25 protein-coding genes are annotated in these 22,146 nt (G+C 71.8%); 5 read left to right on the top strand and 20 right to left on the bottom strand.

The genetic code is table 11. The annotated features are described in order from the left end of the window. Positions 1-18: 18 nt before the first annotated feature. The 12 genes from KGA65_RS02825 to KGA65_RS02770 all read right to left on the bottom strand — a co-directional run bounded on the left by KGA65_RS02825 (position 19) and on the right by KGA65_RS02770 (position 12,413). On the bottom strand, positions 19-639 hold the full coding sequence (locus KGA65_RS02825) for a glutathione S-transferase family protein (RefSeq protein WP_225861619.1): 621 nt from the start codon (positions 637-639) through the stop codon (positions 19-21). Positions 640-697: 58 nt separating this feature from the next. Then, positions 698-1,987, bottom strand: a complete 1,290-nt coding sequence (gene glcF, locus KGA65_RS02820; protein ID WP_225861618.1) for a glycolate oxidase subunit GlcF — start codon at positions 1,985-1,987, stop codon at positions 698-700. A gap of 22 nt (positions 1,988-2,009) precedes the next feature. Beyond that, positions 2,010-2,729, bottom strand: coding sequence for an LrgB family protein (locus KGA65_RS02815; RefSeq protein ID WP_225861617.1), 720 nt, complete (start codon positions 2,727-2,729; stop codon positions 2,010-2,012). Continuing rightward, positions 2,726-3,100, bottom strand: a complete 375-nt coding sequence (locus KGA65_RS02810) for a CidA/LrgA family protein (protein ID WP_225861616.1) — start codon at positions 3,098-3,100, stop codon at positions 2,726-2,728. The genes KGA65_RS02815 and KGA65_RS02810 overlap by 4 nt, the downstream gene beginning before the upstream one ends. 12 nt (positions 3,101-3,112) lie before the next feature. Next, positions 3,113-4,225, bottom strand: a complete 1,113-nt coding sequence (glcE, locus tag KGA65_RS02805; protein WP_225861615.1) for a glycolate oxidase subunit GlcE — start codon at positions 4,223-4,225, stop codon at positions 3,113-3,115. A gap of 2 nt (positions 4,226-4,227) precedes the next feature. Continuing rightward, positions 4,228-5,739 carry an FAD-linked oxidase C-terminal domain-containing protein gene (locus KGA65_RS02800; protein WP_225861614.1) on the bottom strand — a complete coding sequence of 504 codons (1,512 nt, stop codon included), beginning with the start codon at positions 5,737-5,739 and terminating at the stop codon, positions 4,228-4,230. Positions 5,740-5,902: 163 nt separating this feature from the next. Next, the gene (locus KGA65_RS02795) at positions 5,903-7,561 is read right to left on the bottom strand and encodes an L-lactate permease (protein WP_225861613.1); all 1,659 of its coding nucleotides are present in this window, start codon (positions 7,559-7,561) and stop codon (positions 5,903-5,905) included. Positions 7,562-7,763: 202 nt separating this feature from the next. After that, positions 7,764-8,645: a LysR substrate-binding domain-containing protein gene (locus KGA65_RS02790; protein ID WP_225861612.1), complete on the bottom strand. Its 882-nt coding sequence runs from the start codon at positions 8,643-8,645 to the stop codon at positions 7,764-7,766. Continuing rightward, positions 8,642-9,829: an FIST signal transduction protein gene (locus KGA65_RS02785; protein ID WP_225861611.1), complete on the bottom strand. Its 1,188-nt coding sequence runs from the start codon at positions 9,827-9,829 to the stop codon at positions 8,642-8,644. The genes KGA65_RS02790 and KGA65_RS02785 overlap by 4 nt, the downstream gene beginning before the upstream one ends. Before the next feature lie 9 nt (positions 9,830-9,838). Continuing rightward, positions 9,839-10,441 (bottom strand): PhaM family polyhydroxyalkanoate granule multifunctional regulatory protein, encoded by a 603-nt coding sequence (locus tag KGA65_RS02780; protein WP_225861610.1) that lies wholly within the window; start codon positions 10,439-10,441, stop codon positions 9,839-9,841. Continuing rightward, positions 10,438-11,346 carry a TraB/GumN family protein gene (locus KGA65_RS02775; protein ID WP_445666951.1) on the bottom strand — a complete coding sequence of 303 codons (909 nt, stop codon included), beginning with the start codon at positions 11,344-11,346 and terminating at the stop codon, positions 10,438-10,440. Before KGA65_RS02775 ends, KGA65_RS02780 begins: the two co-directional genes overlap by 4 nt. Before the next feature lie 119 nt (positions 11,347-11,465). Further along, complete coding sequence (locus KGA65_RS02770; RefSeq protein ID WP_225861608.1) at positions 11,466-12,413, bottom strand: fumarylacetoacetate hydrolase family protein; 948 nt, start codon at positions 12,411-12,413, stop codon at positions 11,466-11,468. Between the two features lie 54 nt (positions 12,414-12,467). Between KGA65_RS02770 and KGA65_RS02765 the strand changes: the two genes are divergently transcribed. After that, complete coding sequence (locus KGA65_RS02765) at positions 12,468-13,616, top strand: DUF3108 domain-containing protein (RefSeq protein ID WP_225861607.1); 1,149 nt, start codon at positions 12,468-12,470, stop codon at positions 13,614-13,616. A 56-nt stretch (positions 13,617-13,672) separates the two neighbouring features. Then, positions 13,673-13,951 (top strand): BTH_I0359 family protein, encoded by a 279-nt coding sequence (locus KGA65_RS02760; protein WP_225861606.1) that lies wholly within the window; start codon positions 13,673-13,675, stop codon positions 13,949-13,951. 17 nt (positions 13,952-13,968) lie between these two features. Here KGA65_RS02760 and KGA65_RS02755 read toward each other — a convergent pair whose 3' ends face one another. Beyond that, on the bottom strand, positions 13,969-15,072 hold the full coding sequence (locus tag KGA65_RS02755) for a 3-deoxy-7-phosphoheptulonate synthase (protein ID WP_225861679.1): 1,104 nt from the start codon (positions 15,070-15,072) through the stop codon (positions 13,969-13,971). Positions 15,073-15,203: 131 nt separating this feature from the next. On the opposite strand from KGA65_RS02755, the gene KGA65_RS02750 reads away from it, so the two are divergent. Next, positions 15,204-15,503 (top strand): antibiotic biosynthesis monooxygenase family protein, encoded by a 300-nt coding sequence (locus tag KGA65_RS02750; RefSeq protein WP_225861605.1) that lies wholly within the window; start codon positions 15,204-15,206, stop codon positions 15,501-15,503. A gap of 86 nt (positions 15,504-15,589) precedes the next feature. Here the strand turns inward: KGA65_RS02750 and KGA65_RS02745 are convergent, their stop codons facing one another. The 7 genes from KGA65_RS02745 to KGA65_RS02715 form a co-directional block, all read right to left on the bottom strand. Continuing rightward, complete coding sequence (locus tag KGA65_RS02745; protein WP_225861604.1) at positions 15,590-16,162, bottom strand: YceI family protein; 573 nt, start codon at positions 16,160-16,162, stop codon at positions 15,590-15,592. A gap of 72 nt (positions 16,163-16,234) precedes the next feature. After that, a complete protein-coding gene (locus KGA65_RS02740; RefSeq protein WP_225861603.1) occupies positions 16,235-16,801 on the bottom strand; it encodes a YceI family protein in 567 nt (188 codons plus the stop codon). Positions 16,802-16,855: 54 nt separating this feature from the next. Beyond that, positions 16,856-17,413, bottom strand: a complete 558-nt coding sequence (locus KGA65_RS02735) for a cytochrome b (protein WP_225861602.1) — start codon at positions 17,411-17,413, stop codon at positions 16,856-16,858. A gap of 134 nt (positions 17,414-17,547) precedes the next feature. Continuing rightward, complete coding sequence (locus tag KGA65_RS02730) at positions 17,548-18,492, bottom strand: NUDIX hydrolase (RefSeq protein WP_225861601.1); 945 nt, start codon at positions 18,490-18,492, stop codon at positions 17,548-17,550. Further along, a complete protein-coding gene (locus KGA65_RS02725; protein WP_225861600.1) occupies positions 18,479-18,925 on the bottom strand; it encodes a hypothetical protein in 447 nt (148 codons plus the stop codon). Before KGA65_RS02725 ends, KGA65_RS02730 begins: the two co-directional genes overlap by 14 nt. 71 nt (positions 18,926-18,996) lie before the next feature. Next, positions 18,997-19,395 carry a YkgJ family cysteine cluster protein gene (locus tag KGA65_RS02720; RefSeq protein ID WP_225861599.1) on the bottom strand — a complete coding sequence of 133 codons (399 nt, stop codon included), beginning with the start codon at positions 19,393-19,395 and terminating at the stop codon, positions 18,997-18,999. Beyond that, complete coding sequence (locus tag KGA65_RS02715) at positions 19,392-20,048, bottom strand: nucleotidyltransferase family protein (protein ID WP_225861598.1); 657 nt, start codon at positions 20,046-20,048, stop codon at positions 19,392-19,394. The genes KGA65_RS02720 and KGA65_RS02715 overlap by 4 nt, the downstream gene beginning before the upstream one ends. A gap of 20 nt (positions 20,049-20,068) precedes the next feature. Here KGA65_RS02715 and KGA65_RS02710 point away from each other — a divergent pair, with 20 nt between their 5' ends. Together KGA65_RS02710 and KGA65_RS02705 are read left to right on the top strand one after the other, a co-directional pair. Continuing rightward, positions 20,069-21,061 (top strand): XdhC family protein, encoded by a 993-nt coding sequence (locus KGA65_RS02710; RefSeq protein ID WP_225861597.1) that lies wholly within the window; start codon positions 20,069-20,071, stop codon positions 21,059-21,061. A 68-nt stretch (positions 21,062-21,129) separates the two neighbouring features. Beyond that, on the top strand, positions 21,130-22,137 hold the full coding sequence (locus tag KGA65_RS02705; protein WP_225861596.1) for a LysR family transcriptional regulator: 1,008 nt from the start codon (positions 21,130-21,132) through the stop codon (positions 22,135-22,137). Positions 22,138-22,146: the final 9 nt, after the last annotated feature.

Raw genomic sequence — 22,146 nt, 5'->3', positions numbered from 1 at the left:
CCCGGCTGCGCCGTTCGGTCAGGTTTGCGGACAGGCGCGGAAGGCCGCCAGCCCCTCGGCCTCGGCCGTGTGGGCGGCGAGTGCCGGGTGGGCGAGCGCATCGAAGCGGCCCGGCAGCACCAGGTTGGCAAAGCTCCACGCCACCGCGGCCGTGATGCCGTCCTGCTGGATGTGGGGCGTGCCCATGGCCAGCGGGTGGGCCGTCATCTCGGCCTCCAGCAGCGCAAAGGCGCGCTGAGCCTGCTCGCTGACCCGGTCCAGCCAGGGGCCGTGCCGGTGCTCGGGCGGGCGCAGCTGCATCTCGTAGACGATCTGCACCGTCTTCTCACAGGCGGCCAGGGCCAGGCCCAGCACGCGCAGGCATTGACGCGCGGCGACCGGCTCGCTGGGCATCAGCGGCCGGGCCAGCGGGGTGCCGACGATCAGCGGCAAATGGTCCAGGATCAGGCTGGAGTCCATCAGCACCGTGCCGTCATCGGTCACCAGCGTGGGCGCCTTGACCAGCGGGTTGATGGCCTCGAACTCGGCCTTCTGACGGAAGACCGAGATGGAATGGTGCTCGAACGGAATGCCCAGCAGCTGCAGCGACACCGCGACGCGGCGCACATAGGGCGAATCCAGCATGCCAATGAGTTGCATGGCGAGGGTCCAGTGCAAAGAGGAGGGCCGACCAGTGTAGGGGCCGGCCTCGCCCCTGTCAGGCCCGGGGGCGTTCGTCCAGTGCCTCGTCCAGCACCTCGATCCAATGCCGCACCGGCCGCTCGCTGGCGGAGGCCAGGTGCTGGATGCAGCCGATGTTGGCCGACACCACCGTCTCGGCCCGAACCGGCGCCAGAGCCTTGAGCTTGCGGTCGCGCAGCGCGGTCGACAGCGCGGGCTGCAGCACCGAGTAGGTGCCGGCCGAGCCGCAGCACAGGTGGGCGTCCACCGGCGCGGTGCGCACGTCGAAGCCCAGCGCGGCCAGGTGGGTCTCCACCCCGCCGCGCAGGCGCTGGCCATGCTGCAGCGTGCAGGGCGGGTGGTAGGCCAGCGGCAGCGGCGGCGCGTCGGCCGGCTCGTTGCGGCGCGCGCGGGCACGGGCCAGCAGCGGCTGCAGCCGCGACACCAGGTCGGGCAGCAGTTCGCTCACATCCCGGGTCAGGGCGCTGATGCGGCGGGCCTTCTCGGCGTAGGCCGGGTCGGCCGCCAGGGCCAGGCCGTATTCCTTCACCGACAGGCCGCAGCCGCTGGCGTTCATCACGATGGCCTCGACCTGGCCGGTTTCGGTCAGGCCCTCGACCATCGGCCACCAGGCGTCGATGTTGCGCCGCATGTCGGCCAGGGCCCCGGTGTGGTCGCCCAGGTGGTCGCGGATGGCGCCGCAACAGCCGGCCTCGTCGGCCACCACGGTCTGGATGCCCGCGGCGTCCAGCACCCGCGCGGTGGCCGAGTTGATGTTGGGCATCAGCGTGGGCTGCACGCAGCCCATCAGCATCAGCACCTTGCGCGGGTGGCTGCGGGTCGGCCAGCGGTGGGCATCCTTGCCAGGGGCCGGGGTGACCTTGGCCTGCAGCTTGGCCGGCAGCAACGGGCGCAGCGCGCGGCCCACGGCAATGGCCGGCGCGAAGGCCGAGGAGGTCAGCCCCTCGCGCAGCAGCCAGCGCACCGCGCGCTGGCCGGCCGGGCGCTGCACCCGCTCGTCCACCACCTGGCGGCCGATCTCGACCAGCCGGCCGTACTGCACGCCGCTGGGGCAGGTGCTTTCGCAGTTGCGGCAGGTCAGGCAGCGGTCCAGGTGGGCCTGGGTGGTGACGGTCACCGGCGCGCCTTCGAGCACCTGCTTCATCAGGTAGATGCGGCCACGCGGGCCGTCGAGCTCGTCCCCCAGCAGCTGGTAGGTGGGACAGGTGGCGGTGCAGAAGCCGCAGTGCACGCACTGGCGCAGGATGGCCTCGGCGGCCTCGCCTTCGGGCGTGCCGGCGAATTCGGGGGCGAGATGGGTTTGCATGAGAGAAAACTCGGTCGTCGATTCAGAAGGCCAGCCAGCGCGCGGCCAGCGGCAGCAGCAGCGCCGCCAGCAAGGCCTGCAGCCCCAGGGCCAGGCCGGCGTAGGCCCCGGCCTCGGGATGCTCCTGCAGGGCGCGCGCCGCGCCGATGCCATGGGCGGCCGTGCCCAGCGCAAAACCGCGGGGCGCCTGGCTGCGCACGCCCAGGGCGTCGAACAGGAACTTGCCGGTCAGCGCGCCGGTCAGGCCGGTGATCAGGGCCGCCACCGCCGCCAGCGCGGGAATGCCCCCCAGGCGCTCGGCAATGCCCATGGCCACCGGCGCGGTGACCGACTTGGGCGCCAGCGAGGCCAGCACCTCGCGCGGCAGGCCCAGCGCATGGCCGATCAACACCGCGCTGAGCGCGGCCACCGCCCCGCCGGTCAGCGCCGCCAGCAGCAGCGGCACCCAGCGGGCGCGCAGCTGGGCCCGGCGCTGCCACATGGGCCAGGCCAGGGCCACCACCGCGGGGCCCAGCAGGAAGTGGATGAACTGCGCACCGGAGAAGTAGCTGGGGTAGGAGGTGCCGGTGAGCAGCAACAGCAGCGACAGGGCCAGCACCGTCCACAACACCGGGTTGGCCAGCGGCGGGTGGCCCAGCCGGTGGCTCATCATCTGCGCCAGCACATAGGCCGAGACGGTCGCGGTCAGGCCGAACAGCGGCGTGGCGGACAGGTAGACCCAGAGTTCGACGAAGGAGCTCATCGGCCCGTCTCCCCGATCTCGTCACCCTCGTCGCCGGCCGGCAGCAGCGCGCGCAGCACCAGCGCCGTCACCGCCAGGCCCAGCCAGGTGGACAGCACGATGGCCAGCAGCATGTGCACGCCATAGGCGCCCAGCAGGTCCAGATGGGTGATGACACCCACGCCCACCGGCACGAACAGCAGCGACAGATGGCCCAGCAGGCCGTTGGCCGCCACGCCCACCGGCCCCTGCAGCGGCGCCCAGCGCAGCAGGCCCAGCAGCAGCACCGCGCCCAGCACCGGCGCCGGCAACGGCAGGCCCAGCAGGCGCACCAGCGCCTCGCCGGCCGACTGGCTCAGCAGCAGAAGGGCGAAGCCTTGCAGCAGCGGCACGGGCGGTCTCCGTCAGAACGCCGGGTGCAGGCGCTGGCGGTTGAAGATGCCCGCCGGGTCGAAGGCCTGCTTGAGCCGGTGGTGGATGCGCAGCAGGGCCGGCGACAGCGGGCTGAAGACCTCGCCGCCGCGCTCGCCGCCCCACCAGGCGGTGGCATGGCCGCGCGCATCCTGCGCGGCGGCGCGCACGGTCTCGGCGCTGTCGCGGCTCACCAGCCAGCGGCAACCGCCGCCCCACTCGATCAGAGTGTCGCCGGCCAGGGCGATCTTGGGCGCGGTGGGCGCCACCGACAAACGCCAGAGCACGGCCCCGTCGGCCACCGCCGCGCGGGCGGTGCTGAAGAACTCGTCGCGCTGGTCGCGCAGATCCGTCCAGAAGCGCGCCGCCAGGGCCGGGTCGATCAGCTCGCCGCCCAGCTTCTGCGCCGCCGACCCGACCGCCGCCGCGGCGCCGCCCAGGCGGACGACCAGCGCGCCTTCCCACCAGGCGCTGGCCTGCAGCGGCAGCGGCTGGCCGGCCCAGTCGTTGACCCGCTTGAGGGCATTGACCTGGTCCAGGTCGAAGCGCAGCGTGGCGCTGGCCGGCGGCACCGGCAGCACCTTGAGCGAGACCTCGCAGATCACGCCCAGCACGCCCATGGAGCCCGCCAGCATGCGCGAGACGTCGTAGCCGGCCACGTTCTTCATCACCTGGCCGCCGAAGCTCAGCAGCTCGGCCTGGCCGTTGAGCAGCGTGGCGCCCAGCATGTAGTCGCGCACCCCGCCCAGCGCGGCCCGCGCCGGGCCGGCCAGGCCGGTCGCCACCATGCCGCCCACGGTGCCGCCGCCCGGCGTGTGCTCGAAGCGCGGCGGCTCAAAGGGCAGCCACTGGCCCTTCTCGGCCAGCGCGGCCTCCAGCTCGGCCAGCGGTGTGCCGGCGCGCGCCGTCACCACCAGCTCGGTGGGCTCGTAGGACGAGATGCCGCGCAGCTCGCCCAGCGGCAGCGGCTCGCCGATCAGCGGGCCGCCGTAGAAATCCTTGCTGCCACTGCCGCGGATGCACAGCGGCTGGTGGCGCTCGGCCGCCTCGCGCACCCGGGCCACCAGATGGGCCAGCGCGGGGTCTTGGGTCGTTGGTTCGGCCACGGTCAGAAACGCTCCAGTTCGGGGAAGGGCAGCAGGCCCTTCTTCACATGCATGCGGCCGTATTCGGCGCAGCGGTGCAGCGTGGGCAACACCTTGCCGGGGTTGAGTCCGCCCGCCGGGTCGAAGGCGGCCTTGAGGGCGAACATCTGGGCCCGCTCCTCGGGGCTGAACTGCACGCACATCGAGTTGAGCTTTTCCACGCCCACGCCGTGCTCGCCCGTCACCGTGCCGCCCATCGCGACGCTGGTCTCCAGGATGTCGGCGCCGAACAGCTCGCAGCGGTGCAGCTGGTCGGGGTCGTTGGCATCGAAGAGGATCAGCGGGTGCAGGTTGCCGTCGCCGGCGTGGAAGACGTTGCAGCAACGCAGCTGGTACTTCTTCTCCATCTCGGCGATGGCCAGCAGGATGTCGGCCAGGCGCTTGCGCGGGATGGTCGAGTCCATGCACATGTAGTCGGGGCTGATGCGGCCCGAGGCCGGGAAGGCGTTCTTGCGCCCGCTCCAGAACCTCAGGCGCTGGGCCTCGTCCTGGCTGACCTCCATGCGGGTGGCGCCGGCCCCGGCCAGCACCGCCTTCATGCGGCCGATCTCCTCCTCCACCTCCTCGGGCGTGCCGTCGCTCTCGCACAGCAGGATGGCGGCCGCATCCAGGTCATAGCCGGCATGGACGAAGGCCTCGACCGCGGCGGTCATCGGCTGGTCCATCATCTCCAGCCCAGCCGGGATGATGCCCGCGGCGATGATGGCGGCCACCGCCTCGCCGGCCGAACGCACGTCCGGGAAGCTGGCCATGATGCAGCGCGCCACCTGCGGCTTGGGCGTGAGCTTGACCGTGACCTCGGTGACCACGGCCAGCATGCCCTCGCTGCCCACCAGCACCGCCAGCAGGTCCAGGCCGGGCGCGTCGTAGGCGTCGCCACCGAACTCCACCGGATCGCCCTCGACGGTGTAGCCCTTGACCTTGAGCACGTTGTGGACGGTCAGGCCGTACTTCAGGCAGTGCACGCCGCCGGAGTTCTCGGCCACGTTGCCGCCGATGGTGCAGGCGATCTGGCTGGACGGATCGGGCGCGTAGTACAGGCCCAGCGGCGCCACCGCCTCGGAGATCGCGAGGTTGCGCACCCCGCACTGGACCACCGCGGTGCGGCTGGCCTTGTCGATCTGCAGGATGCGGTTGAACTTGGCCAGCGCCAGCGTCACGCCGTCCGGGTTGGGCATGGCGCCCCCGGACAGGCCGGTGCCCGCGCCGCGCGCCACCACCGGCACGCCCAGGCCATGGCAGACCCGCAGCACCGCGGCCACCTGCTCGCCGGTTTCCGGCAAGGCCACGGCCAGCGGGCGCTGGCGGTAGGCCGACAGGCCATCGCATTCGTAGGGAGTGGTCTCCTCGCTCTGCCACAGCAGCGCGTGGGCCGGCAGCACCGCGCGCAGTGCGGCCACCACCTCGGACTGGCGCGCCGCACGCCGGGCGGAGTCCAGGGAAACGGAAGGAGCGTCGGTCAGGGGGGTCGTCATGGTCGCGAGGGGGCGGTTCGGCAAGGCCGAAGGGCCGACAAAGGGGACATGGGCAGCCCGAAGACTGTACCGCCGGCCGGCCGCGTTGCCCTCGGGAAGAACGCGGCCCGGCCGGCAAAACAGCTGTGACCGGCAGCGGGGCAATCCCGCCGCCGGCCGGGGCTCAATGCACCATCAGCGTGAACGGCGGCACATAGGCCTGCAGCGTCACGAACAGGCCCACCAGACAGGCCAGCGCCACCGAGTGGAAGAACACGTAGCGCAGGATGTCGCCTTCATGGTTGAACCAGCGGGTGGCGGTGGAGGCCACGACGATGGACTGCGCGTCGATCATCTTGCCCATCACGCCGCCCGAGCTGTTGGCCGCGCCCATCAGGTTGGGGTTCAGGCCCAGCTGGTCGGCCGCCACCTTCTGCATGCCGCCAAACAGCACGTTGGACGCGGTGTCGGAGCCGGTCATCGCCACGCCCAGCCAGCCCATCAGGGTACCGAAGAAGGGGTAGAGCACACCGGTGTTGGCAAAGGCCAGGCCCAGCGTGGTGTCGGTGCCCGAGAAGCGGGTCAGCGTGCCCAGCGCCAGCATCAGCACGATGGTCACGAGCGACATGCGCACCAGCCAGAGCGTGCGCAGGAAGGTCTTGACGATGGCCACCGGGCCGTAGCCCATCACGAAGGCGCCCACGATGGCCGACAGCAGGATGCCGGTGCCGGTGGCCGACAGCAGGTTCAGCACATAGACGGCCGCCTCCTTGTGCGGGCTGTTGACAACCGGCGGCACCTTCTCGACCAGGTTGTTCAGCCCCTCGATCGGGAACTTGGCCAGGAACAGGCTGTTGAGGTAGTCCTTCACCGGCGGCAGGCCCCAGACGAAGACAAAGACCGTCAGGATCAGCCAGGGCGTCCAGGCGCGCAGCAGCTCCTGGCTGCTGTAGGCCACCATGGTCTTGGGGCGCGGCGGCTCGCCGCCGTCCTGCTCATGGCCCTTCAGCGAGGGCGAGGTCCAGATCTTCTTGGGTTGCCAGACCTTCAGGAAGCTCACCAGCGCCACCATCGACACCAGCGCGGCGATGATGTCCACCAGCTCGGGGCCGATGAAGTTCGACACCAGGTACTGCGGAATGGCAAACGACAGGCCGGTCACCAGGATGGCGGGCCAGATCTCCATCATCGCCTTGCGGCCGGCAAAGGCCCAGATCAGCCAGAACGGCACCAGCAGCGAGAAGAAGGGCAACTGGCGGCCGATCATGGCCGTCACTTCCATCAGGTCGTAGCCATGCACCTTGGCCAGCGTGATGACCGGTGTGCCCAGCGCGCCGAAGGCCACCGGCGCGGTGTTCGCGATCAGCGACAGACCCGAGGCGGCCAGTGGCGAGAAGCCCAGGCCGATCAGGATGCCGGCCGTCACCGCCACCGGGGTGCCGAAGCCCGCCGCGCCCTCGAAGAAGGCGCCGAAGCAGAAGGCGATCAGCAGCAGCTGCAGGCGCCGGTCCTCGGTGATGCCCGAGAGCGAGTCCTGCAGCACCTTGAAGCTGCCGTTGCCCTCGGCCAGCTGCTGCAGAAAGATGATGTTCAGAACGATCCAGCCGATCGGCAGCAGGCCGGTCAGCCCGCCGTAGATGGCCGCGTTGCCGGCCAGGCCGGCCGGCATGCCGTAGCCGAACACGGCCACGCAAAAGGCGGCGGCCAGGCCCATGCCGGCGGCAATGTGCGCCTTGATGTGGAAGAAGCCCAGGGCCACCAGCATCACCACCACCGGCACGGCGGCCAGGGCGGTGGAGATGAACATGTTGCCGAAGGGGTCGTAGATCTGCTGCCAGGCCATGGTGGGTTGTCTCCTCGTACTGCGGTCGTCGTGCCTGCGAACACACCGCGGCCCCGGGCATGGTTGGCACGCCCGGGGCCGCGAATCGGCTGCGACTGTAGGGAGACGGGGCGCCGGGGCGATTGAAACTTGCTGCCCGTGCGCGTGAGAGTTCTTCAATTCGAGGGTTAACCCTCGGCGCTGTCCGCGGCCTCAGCCCGGTTCAGGCCAGGGCGGCCTTCAGCCAGTCCACGAAGGCCGCGCACTCCCAGCGTTCCATCGCCCCGGGCTTCCAGCACAGGTGGTGGGCACAGGGCGAGGGCACGGCCTGCGGCGACAGCCGCACCAGGCGGCCCGAGTCGACCCAGCTCAGGCCCAGCTTGGTGCGCATCAGCGCCACCCCGAAGCCGGCCGCGGCCGCATCCAGCACCAGGCCCACGTCGTTGAACTGCGAGCCCACCCGCGGTTCGGGCAGGGCGATGCCGTGGGCCTGGAACCAGGTGCTCCAGGGGTCCAGCGGGCTGCGGATCAAATGGGCCCGCGTCACGTCCTCGATGGTGTCGAAGCCCCCGAAGGGGCCGAACTCGTTGAGGTAGTCGGCGCTGCAGACCGGCGTGACCTCGTCGCGAAGGATGCGCACATGCTCCACATCCGAATAGGGGCCGGTGCCGTAGCGCACCTCCAGGTCGGCCTCCTCGGCCTTCACGTCGGCCAGCGGAATGGCGACCTGCAGGATCAGCTCGATCTCCGGGTAGGCATGGCGGAACAGCGCCAGCCGCGGCAGCAGGATTTGGCGCGAGAAGGTGGGCGTGACCGCCAGCCGCAGTCGCACCGAGCGGCTCGTCTCGGGTGCCTGCCCGGGCACCTGCTGCAGCGCCCGCAGGCCCTCGCGCACGGGGCCCAGGTAGGCCGCCCCTTCGGCGGTGAGGCTGAAGTCGCGCCCGAACAGCTTCAGCCCGAGCTGGCCCTCCAGCTGGCGGATGCGGTGGCTGACGGCACTGGGCGTGACGTTCAGCTCGTCGCCCGCGGCGGTGACGCTGCGCCGCCGGGCCAGGGCCTCGAAGGCCAGCAGGCACTGGATCGGCGGAATGCGCGGCGGGGTCATGCCCCCGCCTCGGTGGTGAACACGGTCAGCACCCCGGTGTAGCTGACCAGGTGGTGGCCGGTGATCTCGCCAGCGGCGAAGAAGCCCACCAGCGGCACCTCGCCCAGCGCATGGCGCAGGATTTGCAGCTCGGCCGAGGGCCCGCCGAAATGCGCCCCGCCGCGGCCGGTGCAGCTGATGTAGACCGCGCCCACCAGCTGGCGGGGCGGCACGCCCTCGGCCTCGTCACCGGCCAGTTCCTCGCGGATCTCGGCGCACAGCCGCACCAGGTCGCGCCGGGCGGCGGCCACGTCCCGCTGGCAGAAGGCCAGCTGCTGGCCGGTCATGACCCAGTCGGCCACGGCCTGCCGCGCCGGGTCCAGCCCGACCAGGTGGCGCACCCGGGTGTCGATGCCGAACTGCCCGCCCCGGCCATGGGGCCGGTCGCCGGCATCGGTCAGCCCGGCCAGCACGCTGCGCAGCCGGCGCACCAGCTGTTCGGGCGGGTCCAGGGGCATGTCCAGATCGGCCAGCAGGGCCGGCAGCGCCGGCTGCCCGTCCAGTTCAAACACCAGGTTGCGTTCCGAGGCGGTGATGCTGCGGGTCGGCCCGATCGGCTGGCAGCCCTGTGTCATGCGCGAGACCAGACCCACCCAGGGCCCGAAGGCCACCCCGGACAACCCGCCCGTGTAGACGCCGTTGGCCAGCTGCACCGGCCGATTGCGGGCACTGGCCACGCCGCCGAAGAGCTGGCCGCTGCCGGTGCGGCCGGCCTGCTCGCCGATCAGCTCGGCCAGGTCGGGCGTGCTCGGGTCGGCATGGACCAGCGCGGTCCAGTGCGCAGCCGCCCCGGCTTCGGCCAGCGGCTGGCGACCGCTGAAGACGCTGAACTGCGCCCGCGGCAGGTCCATCAGCAACAGGGCCAGGGCCGGCTCGTCCCAGTACTCGGCATCGCCAGCGGCAATGCCCACCCCCACGGTGCCGACCACCTGCACCCCGGGCCAGCGTTGGCCGACGTCGGCCAACAGGGCTTCGGCCTGCGGCGCATAGGCCTCGGTCAGGTAGAACAGGGCCAGCGTCGGCTGGAAGCCCGGCCGGGACGCACGCTGGGCGTCGATCTGGGCCGCCGCCAGGGCCAGGGCCATGTGCGGATCTGGATGGGTGGCATGGCCTTGCAGACAGGCCAGCGCAACGGTGGCGCTCATGGGCGCGGCTCAGCGCGGCGCCGCCGGCTTCTTGCGGGGCGCGGCCTTGCGCGGTGCGGCGGGGGCCGCCGGGCGCGCCGCCGCCGGCGCGGGCCGAGGGGCGGCCGGCCGGGGCGCCGGGGCGGGACGGGCCGCCGCCGGCGCAGCGGACGGGGCCTCCTGCATCGCCTGCGCGGCGATCTGGCCGAACTGCTGGGTCAGCGCGCCCCACCACTGCATCGGGTCCACCATGCCGGCCGGCGGGGCCGCAGGCGGCTCGGTCTCGGCCGCCGCCGCAGCCGGCGCAGAGGCCGGCTCGTCCGCCGCCGGCACGGGCGGGATCGACATCGCATCGCGCAGATCGCCCATCGAGACGTTCATCGTCTTCAGGGTGGCCAGCGTCATGCGCTGCACCTCCAGCGCCTGGATCGTGGTCGCCAGCAGGCGGGCGTTCTGCTCCAGCCAGAACTGCACGGTGCGCAGCTCGCTGATGCGCTTGTCCAGCTCCTCGGGGTCCAGCGTCGGGGCGATCCACTGGTTCATGCCCGGCAGCGCCGCGCCGGCCTGGCGCACCAGCCCCTGCAGAAAGTCGAAGCCCGGCATCAGGCCAGGGAAAGGGGAACGCTCGCTCATCGGGTTGTCTCCTGCGGGCCACTGGCAGCGGCTTCAGGCGCCGATTCTGCGCCTGAAGCGGCCTGCGGTGCGACCGGCCAGCTGACGCGCTCGACCGTGAAGCCGCGCGCCGCCAGCAGGGCCGGCAGGCCCTGGCTGCCCACCATGTGCAGGCTGCCCACGGCGACGAACACCGGGCCGGCCGTGCGATGCAGCTCGGCAATGCGATCGGCCATCGGGCCGTTGCGCTTGTCCAGCAGGCGGTGCATCAGCGTGCGGTCGAAGGCGGTGTTCAGGCACTGGCACCACTGCGGGTAGGTTTCCAGCTCATCGAGCCGGCCGTCGGCCCAGGCCTGGGCCAGCCGGCGCAAGGTGGCGCGTGCCTGGCCGTTCTCCAGCTCGTCCAGCGTGGTGTCCACCATCTCGGCGGCCTGGGCCGCGTCGGGCTGCAGGATGATGTCCATCTGCTGCTCGGGCGTCTCCAGCGCCTGCACCGGCAGGTTCAGGCCGTGGGCCAGGCCGGTCAGGAAGCCGTCCACGCCCCAGGCCGGGTCCAGGCCCTCGTCGCGCAAGGCCATCACGCTGAGGGTCGTGACCCGCATCTCCGGCCGCCAGCGGCGCAGGGCCCCGCCCACGCAGGCGGCTTCCTCCTGGCGCTGCAGGCGGGCTTCCAGCGCCGCCGGCAAGGGGTTGGGGCCGTTGAGCTGGGCCAGCCGGGGCAAGGCCGCCATCGTGGCGGGGTCGGACATGTCGACCTCGACCACCAAGCGTTGCGCCCGGCTCAGCGCCGACAGCACCGCCGGCCCGGGGTACATCCAGGCCTGCCGGGCCACGTGCACCGTGCCGTACAGCCAGGAGCGGCGCCCGTCGCGTTCGATCTGCCACAGAAAGCCGTGGTTGCGGGCCTGAGCCAGGCCCTGGCGCACCGCGTCGGCCGTGGGTGGCACGGCCGGCGGCGGGCAGGCGGCCTGCACCGGTCCGCACCATCCAGCCAGCCCCCCGACCAGCAAGGCCACGACCCGTTTTTTCCACCCGTTCCACGGCGTCATGCAACCTCCACCACGGTCTGGGTGATGGCCCCGAACACCGATGGACCATCCGGGCCCGTGAGCTCGATGCGCACGGTGTCGCCGAACTGCAGCCCGGCCGGCGCTTCCGGCAAGGCCGCCAGACTGGCCACCCCCTGGCCGGTGCCATCGGCCACCGGCCCGCTGCCCACCACGGTGCCGGCCTTCACCGGGCGGTGGCGGGCCAACTGGGCCAGCAGCTGGCCCATGTGCCAGGCCAGGCCGGTCCCGGTGTCGCACGGCCCCAGGGCGCGGCCGTTCCACTGCACCTGCAGGCGGGCGCGCAGCACGCCGGCCTGCCAGCCCTCGCCCAACTCGTCGGGCGTGACGGCCACCGGCGCAAAGGCCGTGGCCGGGCAGGACAGCACTCGGCCGGCGCCGCGCTGGCGCTCCTCGGCCTCGGGGCCGCGCAGGGTCCAGTCATTGGCCAGCGCCAGCAGGCGCACCGCCTCCAGCGCCTGGGCCGGCGGGGCGCCGCGGGCCAGGTCGCCCGTGATCACCGCCCACTGGGCGCCGAAGTCCGGCCCGTCCTCCAGGCGGTCCACCGCGAGCTCCGCCGTCGGCCCGGTGAAGCCGTCGCTGGTGCCAGGCTCCAGCCAGGGCTGGGCCAGTGCGGCCTCCGGCACCGCCCCGTCGGGCCAGCCCAGGGCCAGCTGCGCCCGGTAGGCCCGGCTGCGCACCCACTGGCCGCTGCGCGGCAGCGGGGCCAGGCATTGGGCCGGATCGAAGGCGAAGGCATGGCGGGCCTTGCCGTGGTTGAGCTGGCGCGACAGGTCTTCCAGTTGCGGGGCCAGAAAGCCCCAGTCATCGAGCACCTGCTGCAGCCGGGTGGCGATGCCGCTGGCGAAGTGGGCCGAGCGCAGGTCCCGCGAGACGACGACCAGTTGGCCGTCGCGGGAACCGTCCTGATAGGTGGCAAGTTTCATGGTGTGGCGACAATGCGAGCAGCTATTGTGTCCAAAGCCGCCCGCCCCGCCCCCATGCGCCGCCCCATTTCCGTCCCGCCCCGCCACCGTTGGGTCCTGGTGGGCATCGTCCTGGCGGTGCTGACCGTGCACGGGCTGCTGCTGGGGCCGGCCTGGCGCGCCTGGTCCGTGGCCGACGGCGCGCCCCCGCCCAGCGCGGGCCGGCCCGTGCCGGTGCAGCTGGTGATGCGGCCGCCCGCTCCACCCATCCCCCCGACGCCACCCGCCCCACCGGAGGAGCTCCCGCCTGCGGAACCGACGCCGGTGCAGCCCCCGGCCGAGACGGAGGCCCCGGCCCCTCGCCCGGCCCCGGCATCGCCCCCGCCCGCCACCGCCGAGGCCACGGCCACGCCGGCGGACCCTGCGCCCCCCCCCGAGCGCAGCGGGGAGCCCACGGTCAACGCCAGCGACGACCGCAGCGGGAGCGAGGCCACCCCCTTCCCCGATGGACCCACCGCCGACGACGCCGCCCATGTGCTGCAGCCGCTGCCGGTCATGCCGCCGCTGCAGCTGGTCTACGCGGCGCAGAAGGGCGGCGCGACCGGCCAGGCCCGCCTGGGCTGGCAGCCCCGGCCCGAGGGCGCCGGCTACCGCCTGAGCTGGTCCCTGGCGCTGGACGGCCGGGAGGTCCAGTCCTGGCTCAGCCAGGGCCGGCTGGGCAGCACCGGCGTGGAGCCGCTGCGCATGGTGGAACAACGCCGCGGGCGGGACGTGGCCGCCGTCAATTTCCAGCGCGACAAGGACCTGGTGACCTTTTCCGGCCCGTCCGGGGCGCTGCCGATGACCGCCGGCGCCCAGGACCGGGCCAGCTGGCTGGTCCAGGTGCCGGTGCTGGCCCAGGTCATGTCGAGCCACTGGGCGCCCGGCCGCGCCACGCTGAGCCTGGAGGTCTACACGGTGCGCGGCGAGGGCCAGCGCTGGCGCTTCGAAGTGGCCGAGGCGGTGACCCTGCCCGGCCCGGACGGCCAGCCCCTGCGCTGCTGGCTGTTGCGGCGCGAGCCGCTGATGCCCTACGACAGCCGCATCGAGGTCTGGCTGGCGCGCGACCACGCGATGGTGCCGGTACAGCTGCGCATGACGCCGGTGCCGGGCGACCAGGCCCTGACCTTGCGCCTGACCGACGGCCTGCCGCCGGCGCAAATGCCGGTGGAACTGCACCCCTGAAGGGCTTGAAATCCACCGGGGTGTGCCCACCTGCGGGGTATCTTCAGGAGACCGCCATGCAAATGCTCTACAACTCCGACAGCTTTTCCGTGCTGGAGATCGAGTGGGCCGACGGCCCCGCGCCGGCGGATGAGGCCGTGCCGACCGTCACGCAAGGCGGTTACGAGATCGTCGACAAACTCGCCGGCAAGGGCATCTTCCTGAATGGCGAGCTGGCCCGCCACTTCCGCGAGCAGGCCCTGGCGCTGAGCCAAGGCGAAGCCGACGAGGACGTGGTGGACGACTTCATCGCCGGCTACGCCGGGCTGGCCCAGCAGCCGGTGGTGCTGCACTGAGCTGAGCCCGGGCGGGCTCAGCCGCGGGCGCGCCGCGCCGCCACCGCATGCGCCAGCTGGCGCAGCAGCGGCTCGGTGTCGGTCCAGCCCAGGCAGGCGTCGGTGATCGACACGCCATACTGCAGCGGCTGGCCGGGCAGCAGGTCCTGCCGGCCCTCTTCCAGGTGGCTTTCGATCATCACGCCGGTGATGCGGCGCTCACCCGCCTCAATCTGGCCCGCCACATCGGCGGCCACCGCGATCTGGCGGCGGTGCTGCTTCTCGGAATTGGCGTGCGAGAAGTCGATCATCACCTGCTCGCGCAGGTGCGACTTGCGCAGCCCGGCGCAGGCGGTCTCGACGTCCTCGGCGCTGTAGTTGGGCTTCTTGCCACCGCGCAGGATCACGTGGCAGTCGGTGTTGCCGCGGGTCTCGAAGATCGCGGCCTGGCCCATCTTGGTCATGCCCATGAAGGCGTGCGGCGCGGCCGCGGCCACCACGGCGTCGGCCGCCACCTTCACGCCGCCGTCGGTGCCGTTCTTGAAGCCGACCGGGCAGGACAGGCCCGAGGCCAGCTGGCGGTGGGTCTGGCTTTCGGTGGTGCGGGCACCGATCGCGCCCCAGCTCACCAGGTCGGAGATGTACTGCGGGGAGAGCAGGTCCAGGAACTCGGTGCCGGCCGGCAGCCCCATTGCGGTCAGGTCCAGCAGCAGGCGGCGCGCCTTGCGCAGGCCTTCGTTCATGCGGAAGCTGCCGTCCAGACGCGGGTCGTTGATGAAGCCCTTCCAGCCCACCGTGGTGCGCGGCTTCTCAAAGTAGACCCGCATCACGATGACCAGGTCCTGGGCCAGTTCCTCGCGCAACACGCGCAGCTTCTGGCCATAGGCCAGGGCCTGTTCATGGTCGTGGATGGAGCACGGCCCCACCACCACCACCAGACGGTCGTCCTCGCCGGCCAGCACACGGGCGATGTCGGCCCGGCTGCGCTCCACCACCGCTTCGGACTTGCGCGTGAGCGGCATCTCGTCCTGCAGCAGGGCCGGCGAGATCAGCGGCCGCACGGCGCCGATGCGCAGGTCATCGACGCGCGTCGTGTCCTGGGTGTGGTCGAGCGCGCCCTCTTCCTCGGAATTCAGCGGCATGTTCACGGCTTCGGGACGGTTCACGACTCACTCCTGGCGACAACCCGGCGGGAAAAACTGGAATTATCCCCTGGCCCGGCCGCCCGGGCCGGGATGGCACACTGCCGGCCTCTGTCACGAGGAGACCGTCCATGATTCTGGAGATTGCCGACTTCCGCATCGCCCCGGGCCAGCAGGCCGCCTTCGAGGCGGCCGTGGCGCGCGGCGTGGCCGAAGCCATCAGCACCGCCAAGGGCTTCAAGGGCTACAAGCTCAACCGCTGCATCGAGACGCCCGAGCGCTTCGTGCTGATGATCGACTGGGACACGCTGGAGGACCACACGGTGGGCTTCCGCGAATCGCCGGCCTTCACGGCCTGGCGCGCCATCGTCGGCCCCTTCTTCGCCGCCCCGCCGGTTGTGGAGCACTTCGAGCTGGCCTCCAAGTCCTGAAGGCAAAAAAGGGCGGCGCCCCGCGAGGAGCGCCGCCCAGATCGTCGTGGGAACGACGATAGGACAATCAAAAAGAGGTCGGCGGCTTACTGCTTCACGCCTTCGACCTGGATCACGACGCGCACGGCGTCGGGGAAGCCCCAGTTCAGGCCGTAGTCGATGCCGTACTGGCTGCGCACGACGGTGGCTTCGAAGTCGCCACCGCACACTTCACGCTTGACCATCGGGTTCATGTAGCAGTTGAAGTTCAGCGCCTTCAGCGTGACCGGGTGGGTCTTGCCGTGCAGGGTCAGCTGACCGGCAATCTCGGTGACCTTGTCACCGTTGAAGCTGAACTTGTCGCCGACGAACTGGGCGGTCGGGTACTTGGCCGCATCAAAGATCTCGGCGCTCTGCAGATGCTTGTTGAAGGCGTCGTAGCCGGAGTCGATCGAGCTCATGTCGATCGTCACGTCCACCTTGCCGGACTTGGCGGCCTTGTCCAGCACGACCGAGCCTTCCTTCTTGTCGAAGCGGCCGCGGTTGGTCGAGGTGCCGAAGTGGGCGATCTCGAAGGTGGCGTAGGTGTGGGTGGGGTCCAGCTTGTAGGTGACCGGCTCGGCCTGGGCGGCGGTGGCCAGCAGGGCCGCAGCAGCGGCGGCGATCAGGGAGATCTTCATGGTGTGTTCCTCAGGGGGTCTCAAGGGGGTTGAACGAAAGAAGGTCCGGAAGTTCCGGCTGCGGAAAGAGGCTCAGAGTGCCGCCATGCCGGTCACGGCCAGCTTGAAGTGCACTTCGACGTTGTTGGCCACGGTGGCGGTGTCGGCCCATTCGCCTTCGCCGATCTTGAAATCCAGCCGCTTGAGGGTGAAGGTGCCGGTGGCGGTGGTGGTGCCGCCGGTCTGCTTCAGGACCACGGGCACGACGACGTTCTGGGTCGCGCCCTTCACGGTCAGCTGGCCGCTCACCGCGTACTGGCCCTTGCCCGTGGCCTTGATGGCGGTGGACTGGAAGGTGGCCTTGGGGAACTTGGCGACGTTGAACCAGGGCGCCTTCGGCACCTCGGCGTCGGTCTCGGGCACGCCGAAACTGGCGCTGCCGGTGTCGATGGCGAAGCTGACCTTGCCCGCTTCCGGCTTCTTCGGATCGAAGCTGATCTGCGCGGTCCAGCTGCGGAACTTGCCGTCCACCGGCACGCCCATCTGGTGCGAGGTGAACGAAATTTCACTCTGGGCGGGGACCACCTTTTGCTGGGCGAAGGCCGGCGCCGCCAACACGGTCGATGCCAGCAGAGCGGGGGCGATGAACGAACGGATCATGGTGTGAACTCCTGTGGGAGATGTCTGGGAAGTCGCGCAGCAGGCGGGTGACGCTCAGCCGCGGCCGGGACGCATGCGGTTGAGCAGGCCGTCCTTGTCGATGAATTGATGCTTGAGGGCAGCGCCGGCGTGCGCCACCACCAGCAGGGCCAGGGTCCAGGCCAGGGTTTCATGCCAGGGCTTGATCAGCTGGGCCAGCTCGGCGTTCTTGGCCACGAAGCTGGGCAGCGGCAGCACGCCGAACAGCACGATGGGGAAGCCCGCGGCCGAGCTGTAGGCCCAGCCGACCAGCGGCACTGCGAAGAACAGCCCATACAGCAGGTGGTGCATGCCGTGGGCCGCCAGACGCTGCCAGCCGGGCATCGGCACGTCGGCGGGCGGCTGGTGCGTCAGGCGCCAGACCAGGCGCAGCACCGCCAGGGCCAGCACGATCACGCCGGCCCACTTGTGGTAGTTGAAAAGCTTCAGCCGTGTCAGCGACATCGGCAGGTCGGCCATGTAGAGGCCCAGGAAGAAGACCCCGGCAATCAGCAGGGCCATCAGCCAGTGCAGCCAGATCGCGGGGCCGGTGTAGCGCCCCGTCGACGGGATGGAAGTGGAAACGGAAGACATGCGTGACCTCGTGCGAGCGGCCCGGTGGGGCCGGTTCGCGTGGATTCGATGTCACCCAGTGTCGGCAGGACGGAAGGCCCTGCGGTTCAGCCCACTTGAAGGCAATGATGCAGTTTTTCTGAACGACGGCGCGCTCAGACGGTCGCCGGGACCGGGGGATCGATGCGTTCGGCGCGTTCTGGCGCCACCCACAGCCCCGCCGTCGCCTCGGCCAGGGCGGCGGCCTCGGCGGCGGGCAGCAGCCCGTGGCGCAGCGCGAAATCCAGCGTCGCCAGCGCGGCGTCGACGGTCATGTCACCGCGGGCCGCATGGTCCAGCGCCTGGGCCACCGGCATCAGGCGGTGCCAGGCCACCTCGCCGTCCTGGTTCACCGGCTGCAGCCCGGGGGGCAGGGCCAGGTCGTAGACGTGCAGCCATTCGCGCTGCAGGCCTTCGGGGATGTCGCAGCACAGCTCGATCACCCGACCGCGGGCGATGCCAGCCATCTGGCCCGGGGTCAGGCCGGCCTCTTCCCAGGCCTCGCGCAGCAAGGCCTCGCGCGGGGTCTGGCCATAGGGCACGCCGCCGCCGATCAGGTTGTCCAGCCGGCCGGGGTCGGTGGGCTTGTCCTCCGCCCGCCGGGCCACCCACAGGTGGCTGGGCCGGCCGTCCGGCCCCCGCACATAGCCGTTGCAATGGGCGCCAAAGGTCAGACACCCCCAGAAGCGGGCGGACGCGCGTTCGATCACGGCCTGCAGCCGGCCCTGCGCGTCCAGCAGCGGATAGGGTTCGTCACGCCAGGCGCGGATCACGCCCGCGTCGCGCAGCCGGCCATGGAAGGCGGCCAGCGCGGCATCGCGCCCGTCGCGCGGCAGGGTCAGCACCAGGCCGGCCGGCCCCTCGGCCAGCGGCCAGCCGGTGTCACGCAGCCAGGCCAGGTGCGTGCGGTCAACCGAGCCGATGGAGGCGGACGCCTCGCCGGGCGCCGCCAGCCCGACCGGGACCCGGTCCTGCCGGGTGTGGCGCGCCAAATGAACACAGCCCCAGGTGGGGCTGTGGGTCCGGTCTGAGGCCACCGATCGGTCGTCAGTGCTTGTCATGCCCCCGGCCATGTCCGTGGCCGTTGCCATGGCCCGGGCCGTCATCACGGCCATGGTCCCAGTCGCCACCGCGCTGCGGCGGGCCGTTGCGGCGCTCGTCATAGCGGTCCCGCACCCAGCGCTCCTGCACGAAGTACACCGGCTGGCCGCAGGCGTTGTAGCGGCCGCAGTACTTGCCCCAGTGCTTCTGGTGGCCGGGCGGCACATAGAGATAGATCGGCCGTTGCACCACCGCCACCGGGCCCGGGGCGATGACCATCGGCTGGGCATAGACCACCGGCGGTGGCGCCGTGTTGCCGATGTCGACGCGCCCATAGACGCCCGGTTGGACCACGCTGATGGAAACGCCGACATTGGTGCCGGCCTGCGCCGACAGCGCTGCACCGGCCAGGGCGGCGGCCCCCGCGAGCTGGAGGATGGACTTCGTGTTCATGCCGCCAGTCTAGGGCAAGACGCCCGCCCCCCGGTGTAGGACAGCACCCCGGCCCGGCGTCGGCCGCAGGCTCATTCGGCGCGGGGCCCGAAGGGACAGTGGCCGGGCTTGGGCCCGACCTGGGGATGCTTGCGGCAGGTGTCGGGCCGCTGGGCGTAGACGGTGCAACGCCGGGTCTGGGCATCCAGCAGGGCGCAGTCGCCGCTGGCCCGCCGCGCCAGCGTGAAGATCTCGTGCTTGCCGTTGAAATGGTCCACCCGGCCGGCCTTCTGCAGGCGGCGGGCGATCTGCTTGGGCGCCTCGTGCTCGGCCTCGAAGGGGTCGACCCAGCCCAGGCGAACCAGGTCCGCCAGGCGCACCTCCACCGGCATGGTGCAGCAGTGGGCGGCGCAGCGATCGCACAGCCCCGGGCGGTAACGGGTCCAGGTTTCACAGCGGTCGACATCGACCCGGTGCAGCAGCATCGTCATCCTTTCACCAGCCCGCCCCGGCCCTCGTGGCGCAAGCGGGCCTCGGCGGCCGCCAGGGCCGCCGGCGTGTCCACATCCTGCACGCAGCCGGGGTCGGCCACGTCCAGCCAGTGCAGGGTCCCTTCGGCCTGGGCCTGGGCCACCAGGGCCCGCGCGCCGGCCGCGGCCTGCAAGCCCAGCAGCGCGGCCCGCCAGCCCGGCCCGAACCCCACCGGGTGCCCCGGCTGCCAGTGCCCGGCGTCATCGGCCACGCGGGGGCGCACCACCGCACGCGGCGCGGCCTCCCGCTGCAGACGCTGGGCGACCGCCTGCAACAGCGCGGGCGACACCAGCGGCAGGTCCCCCGGCAGCACCAGCCAGCCCGGTGCCCGCGGGGTGGCGGCCACGCCGCGGACAATGGAGGCCCCCATCGGCGCCGCCTCGATGCCCGTGCCAGCGGCGGGATCGGCCGTCACCACGGTCCAGGGCAGGCCGCTGGCCTGGACGGCCGCCAGCGTCCAGTCCAGCACCGGGTGCCCGGCCAGCATCGCATGCAACTTGCTTCCGACCCCACCGGCAACCCGGAAACGTCGTCCCGCCCCGGCGGCCAGCACCAGCACCACCGGCAGCGAGGCCCCCGACGCACCGGAGGGAACGGACGAACACGACGACATGGCGTTGAATTGTAGGAATCATGCACACCCCTGACATTGCCTGCCTGCGCGCGGCCGTGGCCTGGCGTCAAACCGGCCACCGCATCGCGCTGGCCACGGTGCTGAGCACCTGGGGCTCCTCGCCCCGCCCGGCCGGCTCGCTGCTGGTCATCCGCGACGACGGCCGCATCGAAGGCTCGGTCTCGGGCGGCTGTGTCGAGGACGACCTGATCGACCACGCCCGCGGCCGCATGGCCGAGGCCGACGCCCGGCCCGAGGTGCGCCAGTACGGTGTGGGCCCGGAGCAGGCCCGCCGCGCCGGCCTGCCCTGCGGCGGCCAGCTCAGCCTGCTGCTGGAGCCCGACCCGCCCGCCGAAGCCCTGCAGGAACTGCTGAACGCGCTGACCGAAGGCGAGCGGCGCGTGCGCCGGGTGGACAGCCTGTCCGGCCAGTGGCTGCTGCTGCCCGCGATGGGGGCCGGCCAAGCCGTGCGCTGGGACGGCCGGCGGCTGACCCAGACCCTGGGCACGCAGTACCGCCTGCTGCTGGTCGGAGCCAACCAGATCGCCGGCTACCTGGCGCCGATGGCGATGAGCTGCGGCTTCGCGGTGACCGTCTGCGACCCCCGGCCCGAGATGGAGGACGACGCGCTGCCGCCCAACGTGCCGCGGGTGCGCGACATGCCCGACGACGCCACCCTGGCCTTCGCCCCCGATGCCCACTGCGCCGTGGTCACGCTCACGCACGACCCCAAGCTGGATGACCTGGCCCTGATGGAAGCGCTGGCGACGCCGGCCTTCCTGGTCGGCGCGCTGGGCTCGCAGCGCAGCAACGACGCCCGCCGCGCCCGGCTGCGCGAACACTTCGGCCTGACCGACGCCCAGCTGGCCCGGCTGCGCGGCCCGGTGGGCCTGCCGCTGGGCAGCAAGCGCCCGCCCGAGATCGCGGTCAGCATCCTGGCCCAGCTGCTGGCCGAGAAGAACCGGCAGCTGGCCCCCGCCCCGGCCAGCAACTGCGCCTCGGCCCTGGCCTGATGCCGATCCGGCAGCGCTGAGCCGCCAGTGATGCCGAGCCTGGCACGGCCTCTGCAGGCCGGCTGGGCATGCATGTCCACGCCCGCGCCATCACCTACTTCGACATGATCCGCCGCAGCGGCTCGATCCGCGAGGCGGCCCGGCGGCTGCATGTGGCCTCCTCGGCGGTCAACCGGCAGCTGCTGCAGCTGGAGGACGAGATCGGCACGCCGCTGTTCGAGCGCATGTCCACCGGGCTGCGGCTGACGCCGGCCGGCGAGGTGTTCTCGCGCCATGTCATCACGGTGCTGCAGGACGAACAGCGCCTGAAGACCGAGCTGGAGATGCTGCGCGGCGTGCGCCGCGGCGCGGTCAGCGTGGCGGCGGTGGAGGGCCTGAACGCCGACCTGATGCCGGCGGTGCTGACCCAGATGCATCGGCGCTACCCCACGATCCAGATCCAGGTGCGCACCTGCGGCTCGGAACAGGCGGCCCTGGCGGTGATCCAGGGCGAGGCCGACGTGGGCATCGGCTTCTCGATCCGGCGCCACGACAGCCTGCGCCAGTGCACGGTGGGCCGCTTCGCGCTCGGCGCCATCGTGCCGCCGGAGCACCCGATCGCCCGCCTGCACCGGGTGGACTTCGCCACCTGCGCCAGCTACCCGCTGATCCTGCCGGCCGCCGAGCTGTCGATGCACGGCCTGCTGCAGCCCCTGATCGCGCACCACAAGCGCGCGCTGCAGGTGCTGCTGGAGACCTCGTCGATCGAACTGGCCAAGAGCCTGGTGGAGCGCGGGGTCGGCCTGTTCTTCCAGAGCCGGCTGGGCCTGGAGCGCGAACTGCGCGAGGGCCGCCTGGTGCATGTGCCCTTGGACACGCCAACACCGCTGTGCTCCGAGCTGGGGGTCTATGTGCGGGCCGGCCGCACCCCGCCGGCGGCGCTGGACGCCTTCAACCGCATCGTGGCCGAGGCCATCGAATGGCGCGAGGATGAGGAAAGCGTCGCGCTGCGACAGCAACGATCTGGTGCATCAGGCACCACGATCGAACACATCGACCCGCTCAATGCACCACCGGAGGACAGGCACTTGACCTGACGCACGGGC

The organism is Ideonella benzenivorans (genome assembly GCF_020387415.1).
GTDB classification, from domain to species: domain Bacteria; phylum Pseudomonadota; class Gammaproteobacteria; order Burkholderiales; family Burkholderiaceae_C; genus Ideonella; species Ideonella benzenivorans.
This window is presented reverse-complemented; position numbering and strand designations above follow the sequence as displayed.

Coding starts and splice junctions, on each gene's coding strand:
- KGA65_RS02825 (WP_225861619.1), bottom strand. CDS start 639: ATGCAACTCATTGGCATGCTGGATTCGCCCTATGTGCGCCGCGTCGCG.
- glcF (WP_225861618.1), bottom strand. CDS start 1,987: ATGCAAACCCATCTCGCCCCCGAATTCGCCGGCACGCCCGAAGGCGAG.
- KGA65_RS02815 (WP_225861617.1), bottom strand. CDS start 2,729: ATGAGCTCCTTCGTCGAACTCTGGGTCTACCTGTCCGCCACGCCGCTG.
- KGA65_RS02800 (WP_225861614.1), bottom strand. CDS start 5,739: ATGACGACCCCCCTGACCGACGCTCCTTCCGTTTCCCTGGACTCCGCC.
- KGA65_RS02795 (WP_225861613.1), bottom strand. CDS start 7,561: ATGGCCTGGCAGCAGATCTACGACCCCTTCGGCAACATGTTCATCTCC.
- KGA65_RS02790 (WP_225861612.1), bottom strand. CDS start 8,645: ATGACCCCGCCGCGCATTCCGCCGATCCAGTGCCTGCTGGCCTTCGAG.
- KGA65_RS02785 (WP_225861611.1), bottom strand. CDS start 9,829: ATGAGCGCCACCGTTGCGCTGGCCTGTCTGCAAGGCCATGCCACCCAT.
- KGA65_RS02780 (WP_225861610.1), bottom strand. CDS start 10,441: ATGAGCGAGCGTTCCCCTTTCCCTGGCCTGATGCCGGGCTTCGACTTT.
- KGA65_RS02770 (WP_225861608.1), bottom strand. CDS start 12,413: ATGAAACTTGCCACCTATCAGGACGGTTCCCGCGACGGCCAACTGGTC.
- KGA65_RS02765 (WP_225861607.1), top strand. CDS start 12,468: ATGCGCCGCCCCATTTCCGTCCCGCCCCGCCACCGTTGGGTCCTGGTG.
- KGA65_RS02760 (WP_225861606.1), top strand. CDS start 13,673: ATGCAAATGCTCTACAACTCCGACAGCTTTTCCGTGCTGGAGATCGAG.
- KGA65_RS02755 (WP_225861679.1), bottom strand. CDS start 15,072: ATGCCGCTGAATTCCGAGGAAGAGGGCGCGCTCGACCACACCCAGGAC.
- KGA65_RS02750 (WP_225861605.1), top strand. CDS start 15,204: ATGATTCTGGAGATTGCCGACTTCCGCATCGCCCCGGGCCAGCAGGCC.
- KGA65_RS02745 (WP_225861604.1), bottom strand. CDS start 16,162: ATGAAGATCTCCCTGATCGCCGCCGCTGCTGCGGCCCTGCTGGCCACC.
- KGA65_RS02740 (WP_225861603.1), bottom strand. CDS start 16,801: ATGATCCGTTCGTTCATCGCCCCCGCTCTGCTGGCATCGACCGTGTTG.
- KGA65_RS02735 (WP_225861602.1), bottom strand. CDS start 17,413: ATGTCTTCCGTTTCCACTTCCATCCCGTCGACGGGGCGCTACACCGGC.
- KGA65_RS02730 (WP_225861601.1), bottom strand. CDS start 18,492: ATGACAAGCACTGACGACCGATCGGTGGCCTCAGACCGGACCCACAGC.
- KGA65_RS02725 (WP_225861600.1), bottom strand. CDS start 18,925: ATGAACACGAAGTCCATCCTCCAGCTCGCGGGGGCCGCCGCCCTGGCC.
- KGA65_RS02720 (WP_225861599.1), bottom strand. CDS start 19,395: ATGACGATGCTGCTGCACCGGGTCGATGTCGACCGCTGTGAAACCTGG.
- KGA65_RS02715 (WP_225861598.1), bottom strand. CDS start 20,048: ATGTCGTCGTGTTCGTCCGTTCCCTCCGGTGCGTCGGGGGCCTCGCTG.
- KGA65_RS02710 (WP_225861597.1), top strand. CDS start 20,069: ATGCACACCCCTGACATTGCCTGCCTGCGCGCGGCCGTGGCCTGGCGT.
- KGA65_RS02705 (WP_225861596.1), top strand. CDS start 21,130: ATGCATGTCCACGCCCGCGCCATCACCTACTTCGACATGATCCGCCGC.